Origin of the sequence: Blautia sp. MSK18_10 (genome assembly GCF_020553185.1) — a bacterium.
In the GTDB taxonomy this organism is placed as follows: domain Bacteria; phylum Bacillota; class Clostridia; order Lachnospirales; family Lachnospiraceae; genus Blautia_A; species Blautia_A wexlerae.
On the sequence record NZ_JAJCGT010000049.1, the window covers coordinates 1 to 20,568 of the forward strand.

General features: G+C 40.5%; 15 protein-coding genes and 1 riboswitch. Of the genes, 13 read left to right on the plus strand and 2 right to left on the minus strand.

Going from position 1 to position 20,568, the window contains the following annotated elements; genetic code table 11:
- The first annotated feature begins 168 nt into the window (after nt 1-168).
- The 9 genes from LI074_RS14895 (at nt 169) to ppk1 (ending at nt 12,412) form a co-directional block, all read left to right on the plus strand.
- Nucleotides 169-1,326 carry an FprA family A-type flavoprotein gene (locus tag LI074_RS14895; protein WP_118587163.1) on the plus strand — a complete coding sequence of 386 codons (1,158 nt, stop codon included), beginning with the start codon at nt 169-171 and terminating at the stop codon, nt 1,324-1,326.
- 120 nt (nt 1,327-1,446) lie between these two features.
- Entirely contained in the window at nt 1,447-1,959 is a 513-nt protein-coding gene (locus LI074_RS14900) for an HD domain-containing protein (protein ID WP_173698418.1), read from the plus strand.
- A 173-nt stretch (nt 1,960-2,132) separates the two neighbouring features.
- The gene (locus tag LI074_RS14905) at nt 2,133-2,783 is read left to right on the plus strand and encodes an RNA polymerase sigma factor (protein ID WP_173698419.1); all 651 of its coding nucleotides are present in this window, start codon (nt 2,133-2,135) and stop codon (nt 2,781-2,783) included.
- 7 nt (nt 2,784-2,790) lie between these two features.
- Nucleotides 2,791-4,557, plus strand: coding sequence for a DUF4179 domain-containing protein (locus LI074_RS14910; protein ID WP_243280292.1), 1,767 nt, complete (start codon nt 2,791-2,793; stop codon nt 4,555-4,557).
- A 209-nt stretch (nt 4,558-4,766) separates the two neighbouring features.
- Complete coding sequence (locus LI074_RS14915; protein ID WP_173698420.1) at nt 4,767-5,939, plus strand: NAD(P)-dependent malic enzyme; 1,173 nt, start codon at nt 4,767-4,769, stop codon at nt 5,937-5,939.
- A gap of 251 nt (nt 5,940-6,190) precedes the next feature.
- Complete coding sequence (locus LI074_RS14920; protein ID WP_008705795.1) at nt 6,191-6,805, plus strand: ECF transporter S component; 615 nt, start codon at nt 6,191-6,193, stop codon at nt 6,803-6,805.
- Nucleotides 6,806-7,002: 197 nt separating this feature from the next.
- Nucleotides 7,003-8,412: an MATE family efflux transporter gene (locus LI074_RS14925; protein WP_330597758.1), complete on the plus strand. Its 1,410-nt coding sequence runs from the start codon at nt 7,003-7,005 to the stop codon at nt 8,410-8,412.
- 195 nt (nt 8,413-8,607) lie between these two features.
- A riboswitch (NiCo riboswitch) is annotated at nt 8,608-8,714 on the plus strand.
- A gap of 307 nt (nt 8,715-9,021) precedes the next feature.
- On the plus strand, nt 9,022-9,948 hold the full coding sequence (locus LI074_RS14930; RefSeq protein ID WP_118569781.1) for a cation diffusion facilitator family transporter: 927 nt from the start codon (nt 9,022-9,024) through the stop codon (nt 9,946-9,948).
- A gap of 355 nt (nt 9,949-10,303) precedes the next feature.
- Nucleotides 10,304-12,412: a polyphosphate kinase 1 gene (gene ppk1 / locus LI074_RS14935; protein WP_118569777.1), complete on the plus strand. Its 2,109-nt coding sequence runs from the start codon at nt 10,304-10,306 to the stop codon at nt 12,410-12,412.
- Nucleotides 12,413-12,822: 410 nt separating this feature from the next.
- Here ppk1 and LI074_RS14940 read toward each other — a convergent pair whose 3' ends face one another.
- On the minus strand, nt 12,823-14,037 hold the full coding sequence (locus tag LI074_RS14940; protein WP_118569778.1) for an IS256 family transposase: 1,215 nt from the start codon (nt 14,035-14,037) through the stop codon (nt 12,823-12,825).
- Nucleotides 14,038-14,783: 746 nt separating this feature from the next.
- On the opposite strand from LI074_RS14940, the gene LI074_RS14945 reads away from it, so the two are divergent.
- From LI074_RS14945 to LI074_RS14960, 4 genes are all read left to right on the plus strand, one after another.
- On the plus strand, nt 14,784-14,987 hold the full coding sequence (locus LI074_RS14945; RefSeq protein ID WP_008705781.1) for a hypothetical protein: 204 nt from the start codon (nt 14,784-14,786) through the stop codon (nt 14,985-14,987).
- A gap of 550 nt (nt 14,988-15,537) precedes the next feature.
- Nucleotides 15,538-16,389 carry a BglG family transcription antiterminator LicT gene (licT, locus tag LI074_RS14950; RefSeq protein WP_015526343.1) on the plus strand — a complete coding sequence of 284 codons (852 nt, stop codon included), beginning with the start codon at nt 15,538-15,540 and terminating at the stop codon, nt 16,387-16,389.
- 123 nt (nt 16,390-16,512) lie between these two features.
- A complete protein-coding gene (locus LI074_RS14955; RefSeq protein WP_008705777.1) occupies nt 16,513-18,399 on the plus strand; it encodes a beta-glucoside-specific PTS transporter subunit IIABC in 1,887 nt (628 codons plus the stop codon).
- A gap of 70 nt (nt 18,400-18,469) precedes the next feature.
- The gene (locus LI074_RS14960) at nt 18,470-19,897 is read left to right on the plus strand and encodes a glycoside hydrolase family 1 protein (protein ID WP_059086639.1); all 1,428 of its coding nucleotides are present in this window, start codon (nt 18,470-18,472) and stop codon (nt 19,895-19,897) included.
- A gap of 412 nt (nt 19,898-20,309) precedes the next feature.
- Here LI074_RS14960 and LI074_RS14965 read toward each other — a convergent pair.
- Nucleotides 20,310-20,568: hypothetical protein (locus LI074_RS14965; RefSeq protein ID WP_330597756.1), on the minus strand; the 259-nt coding region annotated here is incomplete at its 5' end.

Below are 20,568 nucleotides of genomic sequence, written 5' to 3' on the forward strand. Positions count from 1 at the left end.
ATGTAAATTTCCAGCCCGAGATGCTTTTAGGGCTATTCCAGGCTGGAAATTAAGGATGAAACTTGACGAACGATATGAATGTGGATATAATAGGTTCAGAAATAAAAAAATTGGAATTTTTAACCGGATTTGACCGGCCCTGATATCGCTAAGGAGGAACATGTTATCATGAAAATCGGAAATGATATTTATTATGTAGGTGTAAATGATCATCAGATAGATCTGTTTGAAGGTCAGTATGTAGTGCCAAACGGTATGTCCTATAACTCATATGTGATCATGGATGAAAAGATCGCAGTTATGGATACCGTAGATGCTAATTTCAAAGATGAATGGCTTGAAAATGTAGCCAGAGTCCTGGACGGTGCGAAACCGGATTATCTGGTAGTACAGCATATGGAGCCGGATCATGCCGCAAATATCGAGAACTTCATGAAAGCATATCCTGACACAATCGTAGTTGCAAATACCAAGACCTTCACTATGATGGGAAATTTCTTCAGAAACCTGAATCTGGACGGAAAGAAGCTGGTAGTTGCAAATGGTGACAGCCTGACACTTGGAAAACATGTGCTGACTTTCGTATTTGCACCAATGGTTCACTGGCCGGAGGTTATGGTTACATATGACAGTACTGATAAGGTTCTGTTCTCAGCAGACGGTTTCGGTAAATTCGGAGCACTTGACGTAGAAGAAGACTGGGACTTCGAAGCACGCCGTTACTATATCGGAATCGTTGGAAAATACGGTGCACAGGTTCAGAAGCTTCTGAAAGCTGCCGCAACTCTGGATATCCAGACAATCTGTCCGCTTCATGGTCCAATCCTCACAGAGAACCTGGGACATTACCTTGAGAAATATGATATCTGGTCCTCCTACAAAGTAGAGAGCGAAGGTGTTGTGATCGCCTATACATCTGTTTACGGAAACACAAAGAAAGCAGTAGAACTTCTGGCACAGAAACTGGAAGAAAAAGGATGCCCGAAAGTAACTGTATTTGACCTTGCAAGAGATGACATGGCAGAAGCAGTAGAAGATGCTTTCCGTTACGGCAAACTGGTACTTGCCACAATTACATACAACGGAGATATTTTCCCATTCATGCGTACTTACATCGAAAACCTGACAGAACGCAGCTACCAGAACCGCACCATCGGACTCATCGAAAACGGAAGCTGGGCTCCTGCAGCAGCAAGAATCATGCAGGGAATGTTCGAAAAGAGCAAAAATATCACATGGCTTGAAAATAATGTAAAGATTACTTCCTCCTTAAGCGAAGCAAACGAAGCGGAGATTGAGGCTATGGCAGAGGAACTCTGCAAATAATTGATAATTGTAAACAGCAGGATCGAAAGATTCTGCTGTTTTTCAGAATAAGATAAACCCGGTTACTGAGAACGGAGTACACAAGTAACTAAATCCGTAAGAGAAAGGCAGGAACAAAATATGACAGTAGCGGAAGTTGTAAAGAAAATGGTAGAGTATTCCAAGGGAGATCTTCATGACATCAACCATTTCATGAAAGTATACGCATATGCAAAAACAATCGCAGAGGGCGAAAATCTGTCACCGGAGCACCAGAAGCTGGTGGAGGTTACTGCGGTTGTCCATGATATTGCCTGCCCTCTCTGCAGAGTAAAATACGGAAATGCCAACGGTAAACATCAGGAGGAAGAAAGTGCGGCACTGATAGAGGAATTTTTTGTAGATTCAGATCTGCCGAAAGAATTTGTAGATCGTGTTTCTTATATTGTAAGTCATCATCATACAATAACCGGAATCGACGGTATTGATTATCAGATCATGATAGAAGCAGATTATCTGGTAAATGCAGATGAGAGTAATTTCTCCGGAAACAATGTGAGAAACATGCTGGAAAAAGTATTCAAAACAGAGACAGGAAAATTCCTGCTCCAGTCTATGTATCAGAAGAGATTGAATGCTAAGGAAGAGAAATAAACAGAATGAAAATATAACATCAAAATAATCATTGAAAAGCTGTCACAAAAAAGTGGCAGCTTTTTGAAACTTTTCATTACATTTTCCCATCTAATAAGTGTAAAACAAAAACAATAAAACTTCATTCGAATGAAAACCATTTACAGAAACATATAAGCAAGGAGGAGCAGCATTTGATACAGTTGGTAAAACGCTCCATCTCAGGAGATGCGGATGCATTTCTGGAACTGATGGAAAAGAATTCTCTGGCAATGTACAAGGTGGCGAGGGGAATCCTTGATAATGATGAGGATGCCGCAGATGCCATGCAGGATACCATACTTACCTGCTTTGAAAAAATACATACATTGAAAAATCCGGAATATTTCAAAACCTGGATGATCCGTATTCTGATTAATGAATGCAATAAAATCCACAGACACTACAAAAATTTCAGCAGAGCTGAAGAACTTCCGGAAGTCCCCGGACAGGATATGTCCATTGAGGAATTTGAGTTCAAGGAAATGCTTGGAATGTTGGACGAATCCTACAGGATCATACTGGTTCTGTATTATGTAGAGGGATTTCGGATTGCAGACATTGCTTCTATATTAAATATGAATGAAAACACAGTAAAAACCAGACTGGTCAGGGCCCGGGTGCAGCTAAAGCAGGAATATACTTCAGCAGAAGATAATATTCAGAAGGAAAGACTGCAGCAGAAGAAAAAGAAAAACAGAGAATTTACAGGTATAACAGAAGAGCTTGCGGAAAACCAGGATGGAAATATGAGAACAGGATCGGTAACAGCAGGAAGTATAACGGTAAGTGCAAGAAAGGGATGAAGTGATTATGGCGAAGAAGTTGGATTTTGATAAAGAAAAGAATAACAGAAATGATAATGCGATAGAGGAAATCATGCAGGCAGATTTTCCATTGCCAAAGCAGGCAGAAGATGCAAAAAACGAAGCATTTGCCAGAATCAGGGAAATGGCAGCAGCTTCTGAAAATGTGGAAAATGCAGAGAATATTGTGCAAAGATTGCCAGAGAAATCAACAGAAAAATCAACAAAGAAATCAACAGAAAGTTCCGGAAAGAAATCAACAGGAACAGTAAAATCGCATAAGAAATTCAAAACAGTATACAAAACAGCTTTGGGACTGACCGCGGCTGTAGCTGTGTTTTCCGCAGTATGTATTACAAATCCTGCATTTGCAGAGAACATTCCTCTGGTCGGAAATGTGTTTAAGCAGCTCGGCAATTCCCTGGGATTTTATGGTGATTATTCGAAATATGCAAAGCAGTTGACAGATTCTGCAGAAGATGCAGAGTTGGCAGATACTGATGAAAGTCAGGAGGACGGAGGTAATCCTCAAAGTGCTCAGGCTGAGGATCAGAATACAACAGAAAATAACAATGCAGATAAAACGAAAGACAATGAATCATACAGTAAAACAGTAGATGGAACAACTGTCACGCTTTCAGAAGTATACTGTAATGAAATGGCTTTGTACCTGTCTATGACAATCCATACAGAAGATAAATTCCCGGATACCTTCATCACATCTGATGGAAAACCCAATATTAAGCTCAGCGAGAATTCTACAGTGAAATATGATTACATGGATGGAAAAAGTAATCTGTTCAATGCTTATCTGGATGGAAAAATGCTGGATGATAATACCTATGCAGGAGTTTTGCGTATTCCTGTGGAAGATATGACAGTGGATGATGCAGGATGGACAAAATTTTATGAAGTGCGTAATGCATTTTTCAAAGAAAAAGGGATTGATGTAGATTCTGAGGATTTTAGTTTTGACAAGTTAGCCCAGATACTGGGAATGGATGAATACAGTGATGCGAAGCTTCCTCAGATGGGAGGTCCGGCAATCAGTGATTATGTCAAAGACATCAAAGTACCTGACCGGTTTACCATGGAGCTGGATCTGAAAGATATTGTGGGTACTCTTCCAGATGATCAGGATACCACTCCAGATATCCCTCAGGATCTGCGGGATGAATATAATCAGAAAATGGCAGAGCATGGGATCAGCACAGACGATGCAGATTATGAGAGTCTGACAGAAGAGCAGAAGAATCTGGAACATCAGTTTTTCACTGAGATGTGGAATGAGTATTTTGAACGGTATCCTGAGGCAAATGAAGGTAATAACAGATATAACTCATGGACACTAAAAGGTGACTGGAAGTTCAGCGTAGATGTAGAGAAAAATACTTCCGATACGGTTAAAAAGGATGTAAATGTGGTAGATGAAAATGGAGATGGTGTTCTCTCCATTACGAAAACACCATTTGAGATCACTATGAAAATGCAGGATCCGGAAACAAAATATGTTGCTGTTATGCTGGATGCCAATGGAGATATCATGCCATATGGCGGAGTGGCAAACAGTAATGCGGACACATATGCAATACAGGACAGAGATGTTTCCACAGTATATATCTATCTTTGCGATTACTATGAGTATATGGACGAGCTGAAAGGCTACTACTGGTCTGATAACTATGAAGAGAAAGCAAAGACCAAGACCTTCAAACAGCTTCTGGATGAACGGGCAGTTGCCAGCGCAGAAGTACATTTTGATAAAGATAAATAATGATGTCAGGGTCAAAAGGTATTTTGCCCCTGACCTGATATCAAAAAATAAAGTATCATAACTGAGACAGCATCTTTCCAATTTTCTACAGAAAGATGCTGTTTTAGTTATTTTGATAAAAAAGGTCAGAAAAACAGTAGAATCTGAGCCGGGTTAATGTTACAATGTAGGCGTCTCAAAAAAAGAGTGCAGAAGGGAGCCAAAACAAAATGGACTACGCAAAAGAATCTTTAAAAATGCATTATGAGTTAAAAGGTAAAATTGAGGTTGTATCAAGAGCCAAAGTAGATTCCAAAGATGCTTTAAGCCTTGCTTACACACCAGGTGTTGCTCAGCCTTGTCTGGAGATCCAGAAGGATGTAAACAAGAGCTATGATCTGACAAGACGTTGGAATACAGTTGCTGTTGTAACAGACGGAACTGCAGTACTTGGACTGGGAGATATCGGACCGGAAGCAGGTATGCCTGTTATGGAAGGCAAATGTGTACTCTTTAAAGAATTTGGCGGTGTAGACGCGATTCCGCTCTGCGTCCGCAGTAAAGATGTTGATGAGATCGTTAAGACAGTAAGCCTTCTGGCCGGATCCTTTGGAGGAATCAACCTTGAGGATATTTCCGCACCGAGATGTTTTGAAATTGAAAAGAAACTGAAAGAATGCTGTGATATTCCGATCTTCCATGATGACCAGCACGGAACAGCAGTTATCACACTTGCAGGTGTTATCAACGCGCTGAAACTGGTTGGAAAGAAGCTTGACGAAGTGAAGATCGTTACTTCCGGAGCAGGTGCTGCAGGTATCGCTATCATCAAACTGTTAATGTCCATGGGACTTAAGAATGTAATCATGACAGACAGAAAGGGTGCGATTTACGAAGGCAGAGAAGGATTAAACCCGATCAAAGAAGAGATGGCTAAGATCACAAACTTCAACAAAGAGAAAGGTACTCTTGCAGAAGTGATCAAAGGCGCAGACATCTTCATCGGTGTATCCGCACCTGGAACACTGACACAGGATATGGTCCGCACAATGGCAAAAGATCCTATCATTTTTGCATGTGCAAACCCGGTACCTGAAATCTTCCCTGACGAAGCAAAAGCAGCAGGCGCAGCAGTGGTATCCACAGGACGTTCTGATTACCCGAACCAGGTAAACAACGTACTCTGCTTCCCGGGACTTTTCCGTGGTGTACTGGACGCAAGAGCATCAGATGTTAACGATGAAATGAAAGTTGCAGCAGCATATGCAATCGCAGGTCTGGTAAGTGACGAAGAATTAACAGCGGAATATATTCTTCCGGCAGCATTTGACCCACGCGTAAAAGACGCTGTAGCTAAAGCTGTAGCAGAAGCAGCAAGAAAATCAGGCGTAGCAAGGATCTAACCGAATAGAATAATGAAGCCCTCTGTTTTCATGTGAGCAGCATGCAGACAGAGGGCTTTTTTGCATAATATTCAATCTGACCCCTAAAAAATTCGAAAAATTGGTCATTGAAATAATGACACATTTCACGTATGATAACTTCAACATATTGATGCGTCAATATATAAAATATCTGATAGTGAAAATCAAACAAGTAATCTGACTTATTGATATGAGCCTTTTATCAGATCATACGAGAGGGGACAGTTATTATGAATACTCAGAACAGCACAATTACAAAACTTGCAGAGACAGCTCTTATGGCTGCGTTATGCTATGTATCTTTTACATTCTTGCAGATTAAGATCCCTGTACCGGGCGGTGATGCAACATCCATCCATATCGGAAATGCATTCTGCGTACTGGCAGCACTTCTGATCGGCGGTGTATACGGCGGATTGTCCGGTGCCATCGGAATGGGAATCGCGGACCTGATGGATCCTGTATATATCACAGGCGCACCAAAGACATTTGTACTGAAATTCTGTATTGGCCTTATCACAGGTCTAGTAGCACATAAGATTGCAAAGATCAATGAAAGTACAGATAAGAAATATGTTTTCAAATGGAGTGTGATTGCTTCTGTAGCAGGTCTTGCATTTAATGTTGTGGCAGATCCGATCGTAGGATATTTCTACAAACAGTATATTCTCGGACAGCCTCAGGAACTGGCACAGGCACTTGCAAAAATGAGTGCTGTAGCCACATTATTCAATGCAGTAGTTTCTGTGATCCTGGTAGCAGTGATCTACAATGCAGTACGTCCGGTACTGATTAAGAGTCATCTGCTTACAGTTACCGGTAAGAAAAAAGAACAGGCAGCATAAAAATGAAAAGCATTTCAGTTTTGCATCATACAGCAGACTGAAATGCTTTTTTGGTGTATAGAGTATTTATGAGAAGAAAAAATAAAAATATGGGGTTGAAATAGGGAGAAATATATAGTATTGTAGGTGATACAACGCTTAGGGCGAGGACTGTCTTTGGACAGTCTCTTTTTATGAAGAAGGATGAGGAAAAAATTATGGAGAGGACAAAAGAAAGGTTATCGTTTCGTAAGAAGTTTATCGGTGACAGGAGGTTTTATATGATGGTTCTGGCTGTGGCTGTGCCGATTATGATTCAGAATGGAATTACGAATTTCGTAAGTCTGCTGGATAATATTATGATCGGGCGGATCGGTACGGAGCAGATGTCAGGGGCTTCCATTGTGAATCAGCTGATTTTTGTTTATAATCTGTGTATTTTCGGAGGAGTATCCGGGGCAGGGATTTTTACAGCACAGTACTTTGGACAGAAGGACAATGAAGGAGTGCGGCAGACATTCAGGTATAAGTTATGGATGGCTGTGATCCTGACCATCGGGACGACTTTGCTGCTTCTGACGGTTGGAGAGAATCTGATCAGTATGTATCTGCAGGGGGATGGAACTGCGCAGCAGATTGCAGATACACTGAATTATGGAAAACAGTATCTGGATATTATGCTGTTGGGATTACCACCTTTTATGATGGTGCAGATTTATTCCAGTACTCTGCGAGAGTGCGGAGAGACGGTTCTTCCTATGAAAGCAGGAGTTGTGGCAATCTGTGTGAACCTGTTATTTAACTACCTGTTGATCTATGGTGTATTTTTCTTCCCAAGACTGGGTGTGAGAGGTGCGGCAATCGCAACTGTGCTGTCACGTTATGTGGAGGCTGCAATTGTAATCAGCTGGACACACAGGCATACGGAGAAGAATCCCTTTGCAAAAGGGTTGTATAGCACGCTTAAGGTTCCTGCAAATCTGACAAAGAAAATTCTGGTCAAGGGGACTCCGCTGTTATTTAATGAGACTTTATGGGCTTCAGCTATGGCTATGCTGACACAGTGTTATTCGGTTCGAGGGCTGAATGTGGTTGCTTCTCTGAATATTTCCAATACTATCAACAATGTGTTTAATATTGTGTTTATTGCCCTGGGAGATTCCGTGGCAATCATTGTAGGACAGCTTCTGGGAGCGGGAGATATGAAGAAAGCGAGAGACACAGATAACAAGATGATTGCCTTCTCAGTAATGTGCTGTACAGGGGTTGCAATTGTCATGTTTATTATGGCTCCGCTGTTTCCAATGCTTTATAATACCAATCAGGAAGCCAGGGGGCTGGCGAAGTATCTGATCATGATCACTGCATTCTTTATGCCGCAGAATGCATTCCTGCATGCAACCTACTTTACCCTGCGTTCCGGTGGAAAGACCATCATTACGTTCCTGTTTGACAGTGTGTTTATCTGGTGCATCAGTGTGCCGATCGCCTTTGTACTAAGTCGTTATACAGGGATTCATGTGCTTGTGATTTATGCATGCGTGCAGCTGGCAGATCTGATCAAATGTGTGATCGGATTTGTGCTGGTTAAGAAGGGTGTGTGGCTGCAGAATATTGTTTCATCATGATAAAAATTTTCAATAACATTTGGCTTGACTAACCGATATGCTATAGTGTATCATCAGTGAAAGTCAAATAGAAACAGTCTTATAAAACTATTATAATATGACTTGTTGTTTGATTCACATCATGCTATTTGTGAATTGATATATGTAACATTAATTCTCTTTGCACTGCATTACATTCAACAGAATGCGAGATCAACAGTACAAACTGAGCAGGCGATGCCCGAGGTGTTCGAGGGCGTGGGGCCGGGCCGCGTGAAGCGGCAGCAGATATGAACATTTTCAGACATATCTGTGGGACAGTGTATGTTCCGCAGGTGTGTCTTTTTGTTTTCTGGAAAATACGTTTTGGAGAGATTTTCTTTTAGAGGAATTTTCTTTTAGGAGAATTTTTTGAAACGGGTGCAATTCAGAGTTACAAAAAGACCCCTGTAAGACCGCACTTTGATAAGTCGCAGAAAGGAAATATGTTTTCTGACTGTGACGCAATGTATGTGACATAAGAAGAACCTGTAAACTCAAATATAGGAAAGTACAAAAGCTTATATATTTGAAAAGAAAATTTAGGAGGTCCTGGTTATGGAACAGACAAAAAAATTAAACATGACAGCAATGTCAGACAAGACAAACAGTAACACGACAGCTAAGAAGGAAGAGCCTGCATGGGAACATAAGGTGGCAATGAAGGTATCAGGTGTGAGTATTGCAGTAAACCTGTTACTTTCCTTATTTAAATTACTTGCCGGAATTCTGGCACATTCAGGTGCTATGATCTCAGATGCGATTCATTCAGCATCTGATGTGGGAAGTACTTTCGTAGTAATAGTCGGTGTGAATTTATCCAGCAAAAAATCCGATAAGGAGCATCAGTATGGACATGAGCGGATGGAATGTGTATCTTCCATTATTTTGTCCGGGTTACTTCTGGCAACCGGTATCGGAATTGGTATGAATGGAATTGAGAACATTATTAAGAGTACTTCAGGAGCAAGCATTGCAATTCCCGGAACATTGGCACTGATTGCGGCAGTTGTTTCTATTGTAGTGAAGGAGTGGATGTTCTGGTATACCAGAAGTGCTGCGAAGAAAATAAATTCCGGTGCACTGATGGCAGATGCATGGCATCATCGTTCAGACGCAATGTCCTCTGTTGGTGCATTTATCGGTATCCTGGGTGCGAGACTTGGCTTCCCGATTCTGGATCCGATTGCCAGTGTGGCAATCTGTGTACTGATCGTGAAAGCATCTGTAGATATTTTCAGAGATGCAATTGATAAGATGGTTGACCATTCCTGTGATGATGCAACAGAAGAGAGCATGAGAGAAGTGATCATGGGAGTGAAAGGAGTGAAGGGAATCGACCTTCTCCAGACACGATTATTTGGTTCTAAGATGTATGTGGATATTGAAATTTCAGCAGATGGAACGATTCCTCTGGATGAGGCACATGACATTGCGGAAAATGTTCATCATAGTATAGAGAAGAATTTTAAAGACGTAAAACACTGCATGGTTCATGTGAATCCGGTGAATGAGTAAATAAAAAGCGAGACTGTCCGAAGTATAATCTGGGCAGTCTTGTTTTTTATTGGATAATCATCTATGCTATAAGCGAAACTCGTATTATCTGTTCTTTGTATGGCAGTAAGTCTGGGAAGCGTACAGAAAATACAGGTAGCGAAAGGACTGCTATAGAATAGCAGAAATCACTTTTTTATTGAGAAACAGATAAATTTATTTGTTTGACTGGAAATTTTACGTAAATATAACATGGACATTCCATGGAATTGATATTCAAAGTTTATAATTCTAAACGTTATAGGATGTCAGAGTCAAAAGGTTTGACAAATTTTGCCACTGATATCACGAATAAAAAGAGTGAGGAATTATCCGAATGAAAAAACAACAGAAAAAGACAAAAGAAATTACGGCACCTGTATATATGATGAACAGAGAACTGTCCTGGCTGAAGTTTAATGAGAGAGTTTTAAATGAGGCGGGAAATCCAAGAGTTCCGCTTGCGGAGAGACTGACATTTGCCGCTATTTATCAGTCAAATCTGGATGAATTTTACAGAGTCAGAGTCGGAACTCTGATGGATCAGATGGAAGCATCTGAAGTAATACGTGAGAACAAAACCAATATGACCAGTGAAGAACAGGTAACTGCAATCCTTCAGGCCACCAGAGATCTGGATCAGAAAAAGGCAGCTATCTATGAACAGCTGATGGGAGAACTGGAGCCTTACGGAGTGCGTCTGATCAATTTTAACAGATTATCTGCAGAGGAAGGCAAGCTTCTGGAAACATATTTTGATCAGGAGATTGCACCGTATCTGTCTGCAAACATTGTGAGCAAACAGCAGCCATTTCCATTCCTGAAAAATAAAAATATTTATGCAGTGGCATCACTGATGAGCAAGGGTGGAAAAACAAAAACAGCTATTATCCCTTGCAGTAATACTGTATTCAGACGTTTGATTGATATTCCTACAAGAAAAGGGACTTTCATGCTTTCAGAGGAACTGATCCTTCATTTTCTGCCGAAAATGTTTAAAAATTATGAGATCAGGGAGAAAGCGCTGCTCCGTATTACCAGAAATGCAGATATTGATACAGAAACCATTTATGATGAGGATCTGGATTACAGGGATGCAATGGAGAATCTGATCAAGCAGAGAAGACGAATGAATCCTGTAAGAATGGAGTTATCCAGAGAATTAAATAAAAAGATGATAAGTTCACTCTGTAAGGAGCTTCATGTGGATAAAAAACACGTATTTTTGACCAGAGTTCCGCTTGATATGTCCTTTGTATTCGGACTTCAGGGATATCTGAGAAATACTGCCCAGGACAAACTTTTCTATCAGAGAAGAGCTCCCAGAATGACACCGGAGCTGGATGATAAGAGCCTTTTGATTTCACAGATTATGAAGAAAGATGTACTGTTATCCTATCCATTTGAAAATATCAAATCCTTTATTAATCTTCTGAATGAGGCTGCAAGGGATGATTCTGTTGTATCCATCAAGATGACATTGTACCGTCTTGCAGACAAGAGCCAGATTGTAGATGCTCTGGTGGATGCAGCAGAAAATGGAAAAGAAGTTGTTGTACTTGTAGAGCTGAGAGCCAGATTTGATGAGGAAAGCAATATTGAATATTCCAGAAAACTGGAAGAGGCAGGCTGCAGAGTAATCTATGGACTGAATGGATATAAAGTACATTCCAAGCTGTGCCTGATCTCCAGAAAAACAGATAAGGGTGTGTCCTATATCACACAGATCGGTACAGGTAATTATAATGAAAAAACATCTGCACTTTACACAGACCTGTCGCTGATCACAGCAAACCAGGAAATCGGAAAAGAAGCAGCAGAAGTGTTTGCGGCACTTCTGAAAGGGGAAGTTGTTGAGAAATCCAATCTTCTTCTGGTTGCACCAAAATGTCTGCAGAACAGAGTTCTGGATATGATACAGGAAGAAATCGACCAGGTGAAACAGGGAAATGAAGGATATATTGGAATCAAGATCAATTCCCTGACAGATAAGGTGATCATCAATAAACTGGTGGAAGCATCTCAGGCAGGAGTAAAGATAGAGATGGTCGTCAGAGGTATCTGCTGTCTGATTCCGGAGATAAAAGGATATACAGAGAATATCAAAGTAATAAGTATCGTAGGTCGTTATTTGGAGCATTCCAGAATCTATCGCTTCGGTACAAAAGAAAGAGAAAAAATATATATTGCATCTGCTGATTTTATGACAAGAAATACAGTCCGTCGTGTGGAGGTGGCTGCTCCGGTTCTTAATGAGAAATTAAAGGAACGTCTGGACTGGATGTTTGAGACAATGATGAATGACGATGAAAAAGGAAAGAGACTGACAGAAACCGGAAATTATGCAGACAGAAGCCTGAATGATGTCAAACTCAATTCCCAGGAAATCTTTTATGCCATGGCATACAGTAATGCAGAGAAAACCCAGAAAAAAAGAGAAGATTGAAAAGTAGAAGATTAAGAAGAAATATTTGTTGGCAATATTGTAGATTGCCTGAAAAAGATACTATGTGGATCAGTATAATAGATTCATATAGTATCTTTTTGAGAGGGTGTAAAAATTCTTGTGTCTATGGAAAGTAAATCTTTCTGATAAGAAATAGATATGTAAAATTTTGCTGTCGAATATATCTTTGTACTTACAGTATTGCCATGTAGGAAAATTATATACATCATTTTCGATTTTTTGCATGACAAGTAAGGCATCATGATTATTGCCTTTTGTGGGCTCTGCCCGCACCCGACCTCTGGAATAGGATCGGAAATTTCTGGCAATAATATAAATGCCGAAGGAATAGACAGAAAGCAGGAATGAGGGGCTTAAAAGAGCTTCCCCATTCCTGCTTTTCTTTTCTCTTACAGATAAGCAGTAAGCCGTTCTCCGTAAAGGACTATCAGCTGATTCAATACCTGATCCCAGTTCCGGTATCTCTGCGTCCACTTTTTGACTACGTTCTCGCTGGCAAGATACAGCATCTTTTCCAATGCAGAATCGCTTGGGAATACGCTTTTCGTTTTCGTGACTTTCCGATACTGGCGGTTCAATCCTTCTATGATATTTGTCGTGTACATAATGCGTCTGATATCATTAGAAAACTGGAAAAAGGAACTTACATCTTCCCAATTATTTTCCCAGTTACTGATCGCGTACGGATATTTCTTCCCCCATTTTTCTTTCATGTTCTCCAGCTCTGTTAAAGCGGCTGTTTCGTTCGGAGCATTGTACACTTCTTTGAAATCTGAGGAAAACTTTTTCAGATCATTATAATTTACATATTTGAAAGAATTGCGTAGCATATGGATCACACATCTCTGGATCTCTGCCTGCGGATAAACTGCCTGAATAGCTTCTTTAAAACCCGGAAGACCATCCACACAGAAGAAAAGGACATCTTTTACTCCGCGGTTCTTAAGATCATTAAGCATCCCAAGCCAGAACTTGCTGGTTTCATTTGCGCCTACTGTGATGCTGAGGATATCTTTGTATCCCTCCACTGTAACGCCAAGAACTACATACGCAGCACGACTCAGGATTCTGCCATCCTCACGTACTTTATAATGAATACAGTCCATAAAGACAAACGGATAAACCGGGTTCAGAGGACGGGACTGCCATTCCTTAACCTGAGGAAGTATCTTGTCTGTGATCTTGCTGACCATTTCAGCTGATAGCTCAATTCCATAAAGATCCTGGAGCTGGTCGTGGATGTCACGTGTACTCATACCACGGGCATATAAAGAGATCACTTTTTCCTCAATCCCGGAAATATCTCTCTGGTATTTAGGGATGAGTTTTGGTTCAAACTCACCGTTACGGTCTCTTGGTACGTCGATTTGAAATTCACCGTATTGACTCTTTAAGTTTTTTGTAGAATGAGCATTTCTTTTATTGTCTGTCTGTAGATCTCCCTTATGGTTTTTCTCGTAGCCAAGAGTTGCATCCAGTTCTGCCTCCATCAGCTCCTGCAGGATATCCTTGAAACTGTCTTTCAGAAGCGTGTATATATCTGCAACGCTATTAATGTTGTTTTCTGAGATGATCTGTCGAATTTGTTCTTTTGCAACTGCCATAAAAAATACTCCTTTTCGATAAGAATTGTCATATCTGAATTCTTACCAAAAAGGAGTTATTTTTTACCAAAAACACAAACTATTTTACACTACCGAATAACTATTTGCAAGAGATTTCATTTTTCTCTTTGTAATAGGTAGAAACTGTGTTAATACGATACAGACACTAAAAGAGCTGGTAATTATATCACTGCTTCATGCATATGGCCATCAGTTCTTTTATTTTGTATTATTTACACTGATCCATAAATGACTTTTTCAATGTTACAAAATAGAAGAACCATTCACTCTAAAACCGTAATATACCACAAATATGGCAGAATAAGAAAAAAGTGGTACCGCTGAAAGTGGCTGTCAGCACTGTCTTTATTTGATTATGGCATATTACCACTTTTTTATAAGAAAGTCTTTATGTTATATATTTAATCTGTAATTTTCTTATTTTTCTTCATAAAATATGGAATGTGGCATGTAGCAATGTTAAATTGTACTTTGGCATCCGCTCTAAAACCTATATTCTGTAAGAACACTGAAATGCTTTATAACCTAATACTAACATCCTCATTACAAAGCTAAACAATCATGAATGATATAGCGTTAGCAGAACATCTTCTTGTTCTGCTTGCTCATTTTATACAACAGACTGAAACTGTGTCAATGGAGCATATTTGCCGGCGTAAGCCCTTGCCATTGATTCAGATTGAAGACTGTGGTATAAGAATACATTTATTTATGAAATCACAGAAGTGAAAACTGTTGCTGGACAGCAGCTCTTAAAAGATAAGATTGCAGTCACATTGCCAATTAAAATGACACCGGATGAGGTGAAAAAGTTATCCGCTGATACAAGCAAAGGAGAATATAATGATGCAGAGAACATGTGGTATTTCTATGATGCCACATATGAAATTACAAACAATGCGAAATTCACTATGCCAAAAGCCGCATAAATACTGGTTTTTTTAAGAAAGTCAAACATTATTTCCCAATTACACAATTTATATGTTTTTGGGGATTTTATTTGTTTTTGGGAAAATCAGGTCGTTTTTAGGGAAATTTTTTCGTTTTTGGGATGTATAGACAAAGCAAAAATAAGTGATCTCTTGCCCATACATATAGATGGTATGCATACCTTGGATATGCGGCGTTTATTACATTGTTTGTACCGTTTGTTGTACATGCCGTTGCGACAAAGGGAAAAGAGATCTGAAGAATAAAAAGCTGAACAGAAAATCCCCCGTTGATCCGTATGGCAGGATCATCAGGGGATTTTGTCAAAGTTCACAAAAATATTATAAATATTTTATTAAATATTCCAGATAGACAACATATATTTTTTCTGATATTATTACGTACAGTTATTAAATAGTTACGAATCAGAAGGATTGTTACTGAAATATTTATTTATCGTCAGGCAAGACCTTATAGTAGTATAGGAATAGGTTTTCTATATACTGTAATGGTCTTTTTTTATTTGTTTGGCAGCGGGGGAACAGGACTATGGTTATCCATAAGATTTTGAATAATAATCTGATACTGTCCAGGGATGGACAGGGACATGAAGTTATTGTAAAGGGCTGCGGAATTGCCTTTCAGAAAAAGAAAGGACAGCAAGTGGAGGAGTCCAGGATCGAGAAAATCTTTACTGCGGAAAATGCCCAGATCAGCAAGGAGATACAGGGTTATCTGACTGCTATTCCGGAAAAATATCTGGATTTTGTGGAAGCTTTTGTAAATGATGTGAAGGAAAAAGAGGGGATGAAATTAAATGACAGTATTTATTTTTCCCTTAGCGACCATATCATGGGTGCGATCTCCAGACTTGAAAACGGGATCCGCCTTCAGAATATGCTGCTTCTGGATATCAAGCAGCTTTATCATAAGGAATATGAGATCGGCTTGGAATTACTGAAAAAGGTAAATGAGATGTTCGAGGTAGATCTTTCTGCAGATGAAGCAGGATTTTTTGCATTGCATTTTGTGAATGCGGAAGATGGCGGCAAGACGGACAGCTATCAGATTTCCATTATCGTACATCAGATCCTGGACATCGTGGAGAAGTATTATGACAATATGGAATTTCAGGAGGATAATCTGTATTATCAGCGGTTTCTCACGCATCTGAAATATTTTGCCCAGAGATTCCTTCATAAAGAGCTTCACTATGATGAGAATCAGGAGCTTTTCAAGATCATTAAGGAGCAGTACAGAGAAGCTTACGGCTGTGTAAAAATGATCTATCTTATGATGGAAGAGGAATATAAATACGCTATGACTGAGGATGAAATGCTGTATCTGACGATTCATATCCAGAAGATCACAGAAGACCATAAACGTCTGAAAAATCTGTGAAAAGAGATTGTTTTATAAATTAGGTGTTAATGGATTGTTACTGAAATACGTGCCATGTGCGTATCTTTTCAGGCAAGACCTTTAATATAAATTTCAATATTTATTATTAAAGGAGGTCCCCAAATGAAAAAGGACTATGCAAAAACTGCAGACACACTGATTGCAGCGTTGGGCGGAAAAGATAATATCACCCGTCTGTTCCACTGCATGACAAGGCTTCGTTTCTATGTGAAAGACAGATCGAAGATCAACGAGAAAGAGATCTTAAAGCTTTCTGAGATCTCCGGCGTTAACTGGCATGAAGATCAGTTCCAGGTTATCGCAGGAAACGAAGTAAACGCTGTTTACAAGGCATTGGAAGACAAAGGCGTTCCTACCGATGATGCACCGGCAGCGAACTCTGACAGCTCAAAGAGTGTTGTTTCAAAAGTTATCGATGCCATCACCGGATGTATGACCCCGATGATCCCTGCCCTGACTGCAGCTGGTATGATCAAAGTTGTACTTAGCCTGCTGACAACTTTTCATCTGGTATCAGAAACAAGCAGTACCTACCAGGTGATCAGTTTTATCGGAGATGTTACTTTCTACTTCATGCCGTTCCTGATCGCAGCAAATGCTGCCAAGGTTTTCCGCGTGAACCAGTCACTGGCGCTGTTTATTGCCGGTGTTTACTTAAGCCCTACCTTTGTAACTATGGTAGCTGGTGATGCGGCCATCACACTGTTTGGTCTGCCGATCACAAAAGCAACTTATTCTTATTCCGTTATTCCGGTTATCCTGATGGTATGGATCACACATTATATTGAGATTCTGGTTGATAAGATCACACCGAAAATGGTAAAACTGATCCTGAACCCGACACTGGTAATTCTGATCAGTGCACCGATCGCCCTGATCGTAGTTGGACCGATCGGAACAATTATTGGTAACGGACTTGCGGTAGCCATCAACTTCCTGTCCGTAAAACTTGGTTTCATTATTGTAGGTATCCTTGCAGCAACCTTCCCGTTCATCGTTATGACCGGTATGCACCATGCGCTGACACCGATCGGACTGAATGCCATTGCAACCGGTGGTACCGATACACTGATTTTTGTATCTCAGGTATGCTCTAACCTTGCACAGTCCGGAGCTTCTCTTGCAGTAGCTGTAAGATCCAAGGACAGCAACATGAAACAGCTGGCAAGTGCAGCCGGTGTTTCCGCTCTTATGGGTATCACAGAGCCTGCTCTGTATGGTGTTACACTGAAACTGAAAAGACCGGTTGTAGCAGCTTCCATCGCAGCCGGAATCGGTGGTATCGTAGGAGGACTTCTTCAGGTTTCTCTTTACATTGCACAGAATTGTATCATGGCGATCCCGGCGTTTATCGGCGAGAAGGGATTAAGCAATCTGATTTATGGAATCATTATGATCGTGGTATCTTTTGTAGCTGCTTTTGTTCTTACGCTTATCTTCGGATTTGAGGATGTAAAGGCTGAGACAGAGGATGAAGTACAGAACACAGATACAGAAAAACAGCCTGCACAGCAGAGTGTTCCGCTTGTAGACAAGATCGAGCTTTGTGCACCGGTAGCAGGAACTGTAAAAGCACTTTCCGATGTTCCGGATAAAACTTTTGCTGATAAGGTTTTAGGTGACGGAGCAGCAATCGTTCCATCAGAAGGTAAGGTTTATGCACCGGCAGATGGTACGGTGGCAAATATCATGGACAGTAAACATGGAATCATGTTTGTGACAGAAAGTGGAGCAGAAATTCTGATCCACATCGGACTTGATACTGTAAATTTAAATGGCAAATATTTTAAATCCCATGTTTCTGATGGAGATAAGGTAAAAAAAGGAAAGCTTCTTGTGGAATTCGATATGGATGCCATTAAGAAAGAAGGATATGATCTGATCACACCGGTTGTTGTGACCAATATTTCTGATTATATCAAAGCAGTATGCATGGAAAAAGAAGATGCAGCTGTAAATGCAGGAGATAAATTCCTGACTATTGTATAAGAATAACAACGAAACATCAGGCGGAGATAACAGATCCGCCTGATGTTTGTAAAAAGGAGAAAATTAAAATATGAAAAATTATAATCGTATGCCGGAAAACTTTCTCTGGGGCGGAGCAACTGCTGCAAACCAGTATGAAGGCGGTTGGGATGAGGATGGCAGAGGCCCGTCCATTGCAGATATCCTGACAGGAGGAAGTGTGGATAAGGAACGTCGTCTTACACCGCCGGCACCGTTACCGGAAGAATTTTATCCCAATCACCAGGCGACTGATTTTTATCATCACTGGAAAGAGGATATTGCTCTTTTTGCAGAGATGGGATTTAAGGTATATCGTTTTTCTATTTCTTGGTCCAGAGTGTTCCCAAATGGGGATGAGGAAACTCCAAATGAGGAAGGCCTTAAGTTCTACGACAATGTGATCGACGAACTGAGAAAATATAACATTGAGCCGCTGATAACGATCTCTCATTATGAGAATCCCCTTCATCTTTCTCTGGAGTATGGCGGATGGAAAAATCGTAAGATGATCGATTTCTATCTTCGATTTGCAAAGGTTTTATTTGAGAGATATAAAGGTAAGGTAAAATACTGGCTGACTTTTAATGAAATCAATATGCTGACGCAGGACTTTGGTGCGGTATTCTGTGCAGGAATGCTGGACCCGAAGGATGTATGTGAGCAGAGCCGTTATCAGGCAATGCATCACCAGCTGGTAGCAAGTGCACTTGCAGTTTCCATGGCTCATGAGATCGATCCGGAGTTTATGCTTGGCTGTATGCTTGCTTATCACAATGGTTATCCATATACTTGCCATCCGGATGATATCTTATATGCACAGCAGTTTGGGCAGATCCACAATTCCATTGCCGGTGATGTTCATGTAAGAGGATATTATCCGGGATTTGCAGCGAGATACTTTGAGGAGCACGGAATCCAGCTGGAGGTTCTTCAGGAGGATAAAGAGATCCTCAAGAAGGGTACGGTGGACTTTTTCACTATCAGCTATTATTCCAGTAGCTGTGTCAGCGTGACAAAGGACGGAGAGAAAACGGCCGGAAATGGAAGTGACAATCTGAAAAATCCATATCTGAAAGCTTCCGACTGGGGCTGGCAGATCGATGCAACTGGTCTTCGCTATGTTCTGAACCAGATCTATGACCGCTATCAGATTCCGATCATGATCGTGGAAAATGGTCTTGGGGCGGTGGATCAGCTGACAGAGGATGGAAAGATTCACGATGATTACCGTATTGAATATATGCGCCGCCATATAGAGCAGATGAAGGAAGCAATCCATGACGGAGTAGATCTGATCGGCTACACCTGCTGGGGCTGTACAGATCTTGTCAGTGCCTCCACTGGAGAATTCAAGAAGCGTTATGGTCTTATCTATGTAAATAAAAATGATGACGGGACCGGAGACTTTTCCAGAATCCGCAAAGATTCTTTTTACTGGTACAAAAAAGTGATTGAATCCTGCGGGGAAGAGCTTTAACTGAATCAACTGCGAAGCAGTTATCTGGCGTAGAATTATGTAGCGAATGCGGTTGCTTTTATCCGGTTGACGACAAAATCCTGGAGTATGACAATGTACTCCGGGATTTTTTTGGAAGGTTGACTTTTACACGGTAAAGTGTAATACTTATTGTAAGTGACGAATGTGAGGAGTGTTTTTTATGCCGGATGAAAAAGTACTGCAGGTAGCGATACTTATATGGGGATGTGTATTTTGTGCCATAGCTGCATTATGTATGAGAGCGTTTCAAGTTTTGTGTAAACAGAAAAACTGATATAAAATATGTCATTAGTTATCGAGGACAGAACCTGTTTTCAGGGTTTTAAACTGAAAGGTGCAGGCGAGCTTATTCCTGATATTATGGGAGTATGAAACTTTTTTTTCGATGATATCATCCTGCATATCTAACTTCCATAAATTGTCTTTCGCTATCAGAAATCGGTGGATTTTCCAGCGCTTTAATCCAATAGATTTCTCCATCGCATTCTAACTGAATATACATCTTTCGATTTATGAGTGCGCATTTAATGATTTTTGTTAATGATCCGGTTTTCAGTGTTGTGTTCACCGCAGTAGCGCCTGGTCTGGCATATGCCGGAAGATCACTGTTTACTGTGAAATATCGGCTGCTTCCGTCTGCGGAATATATT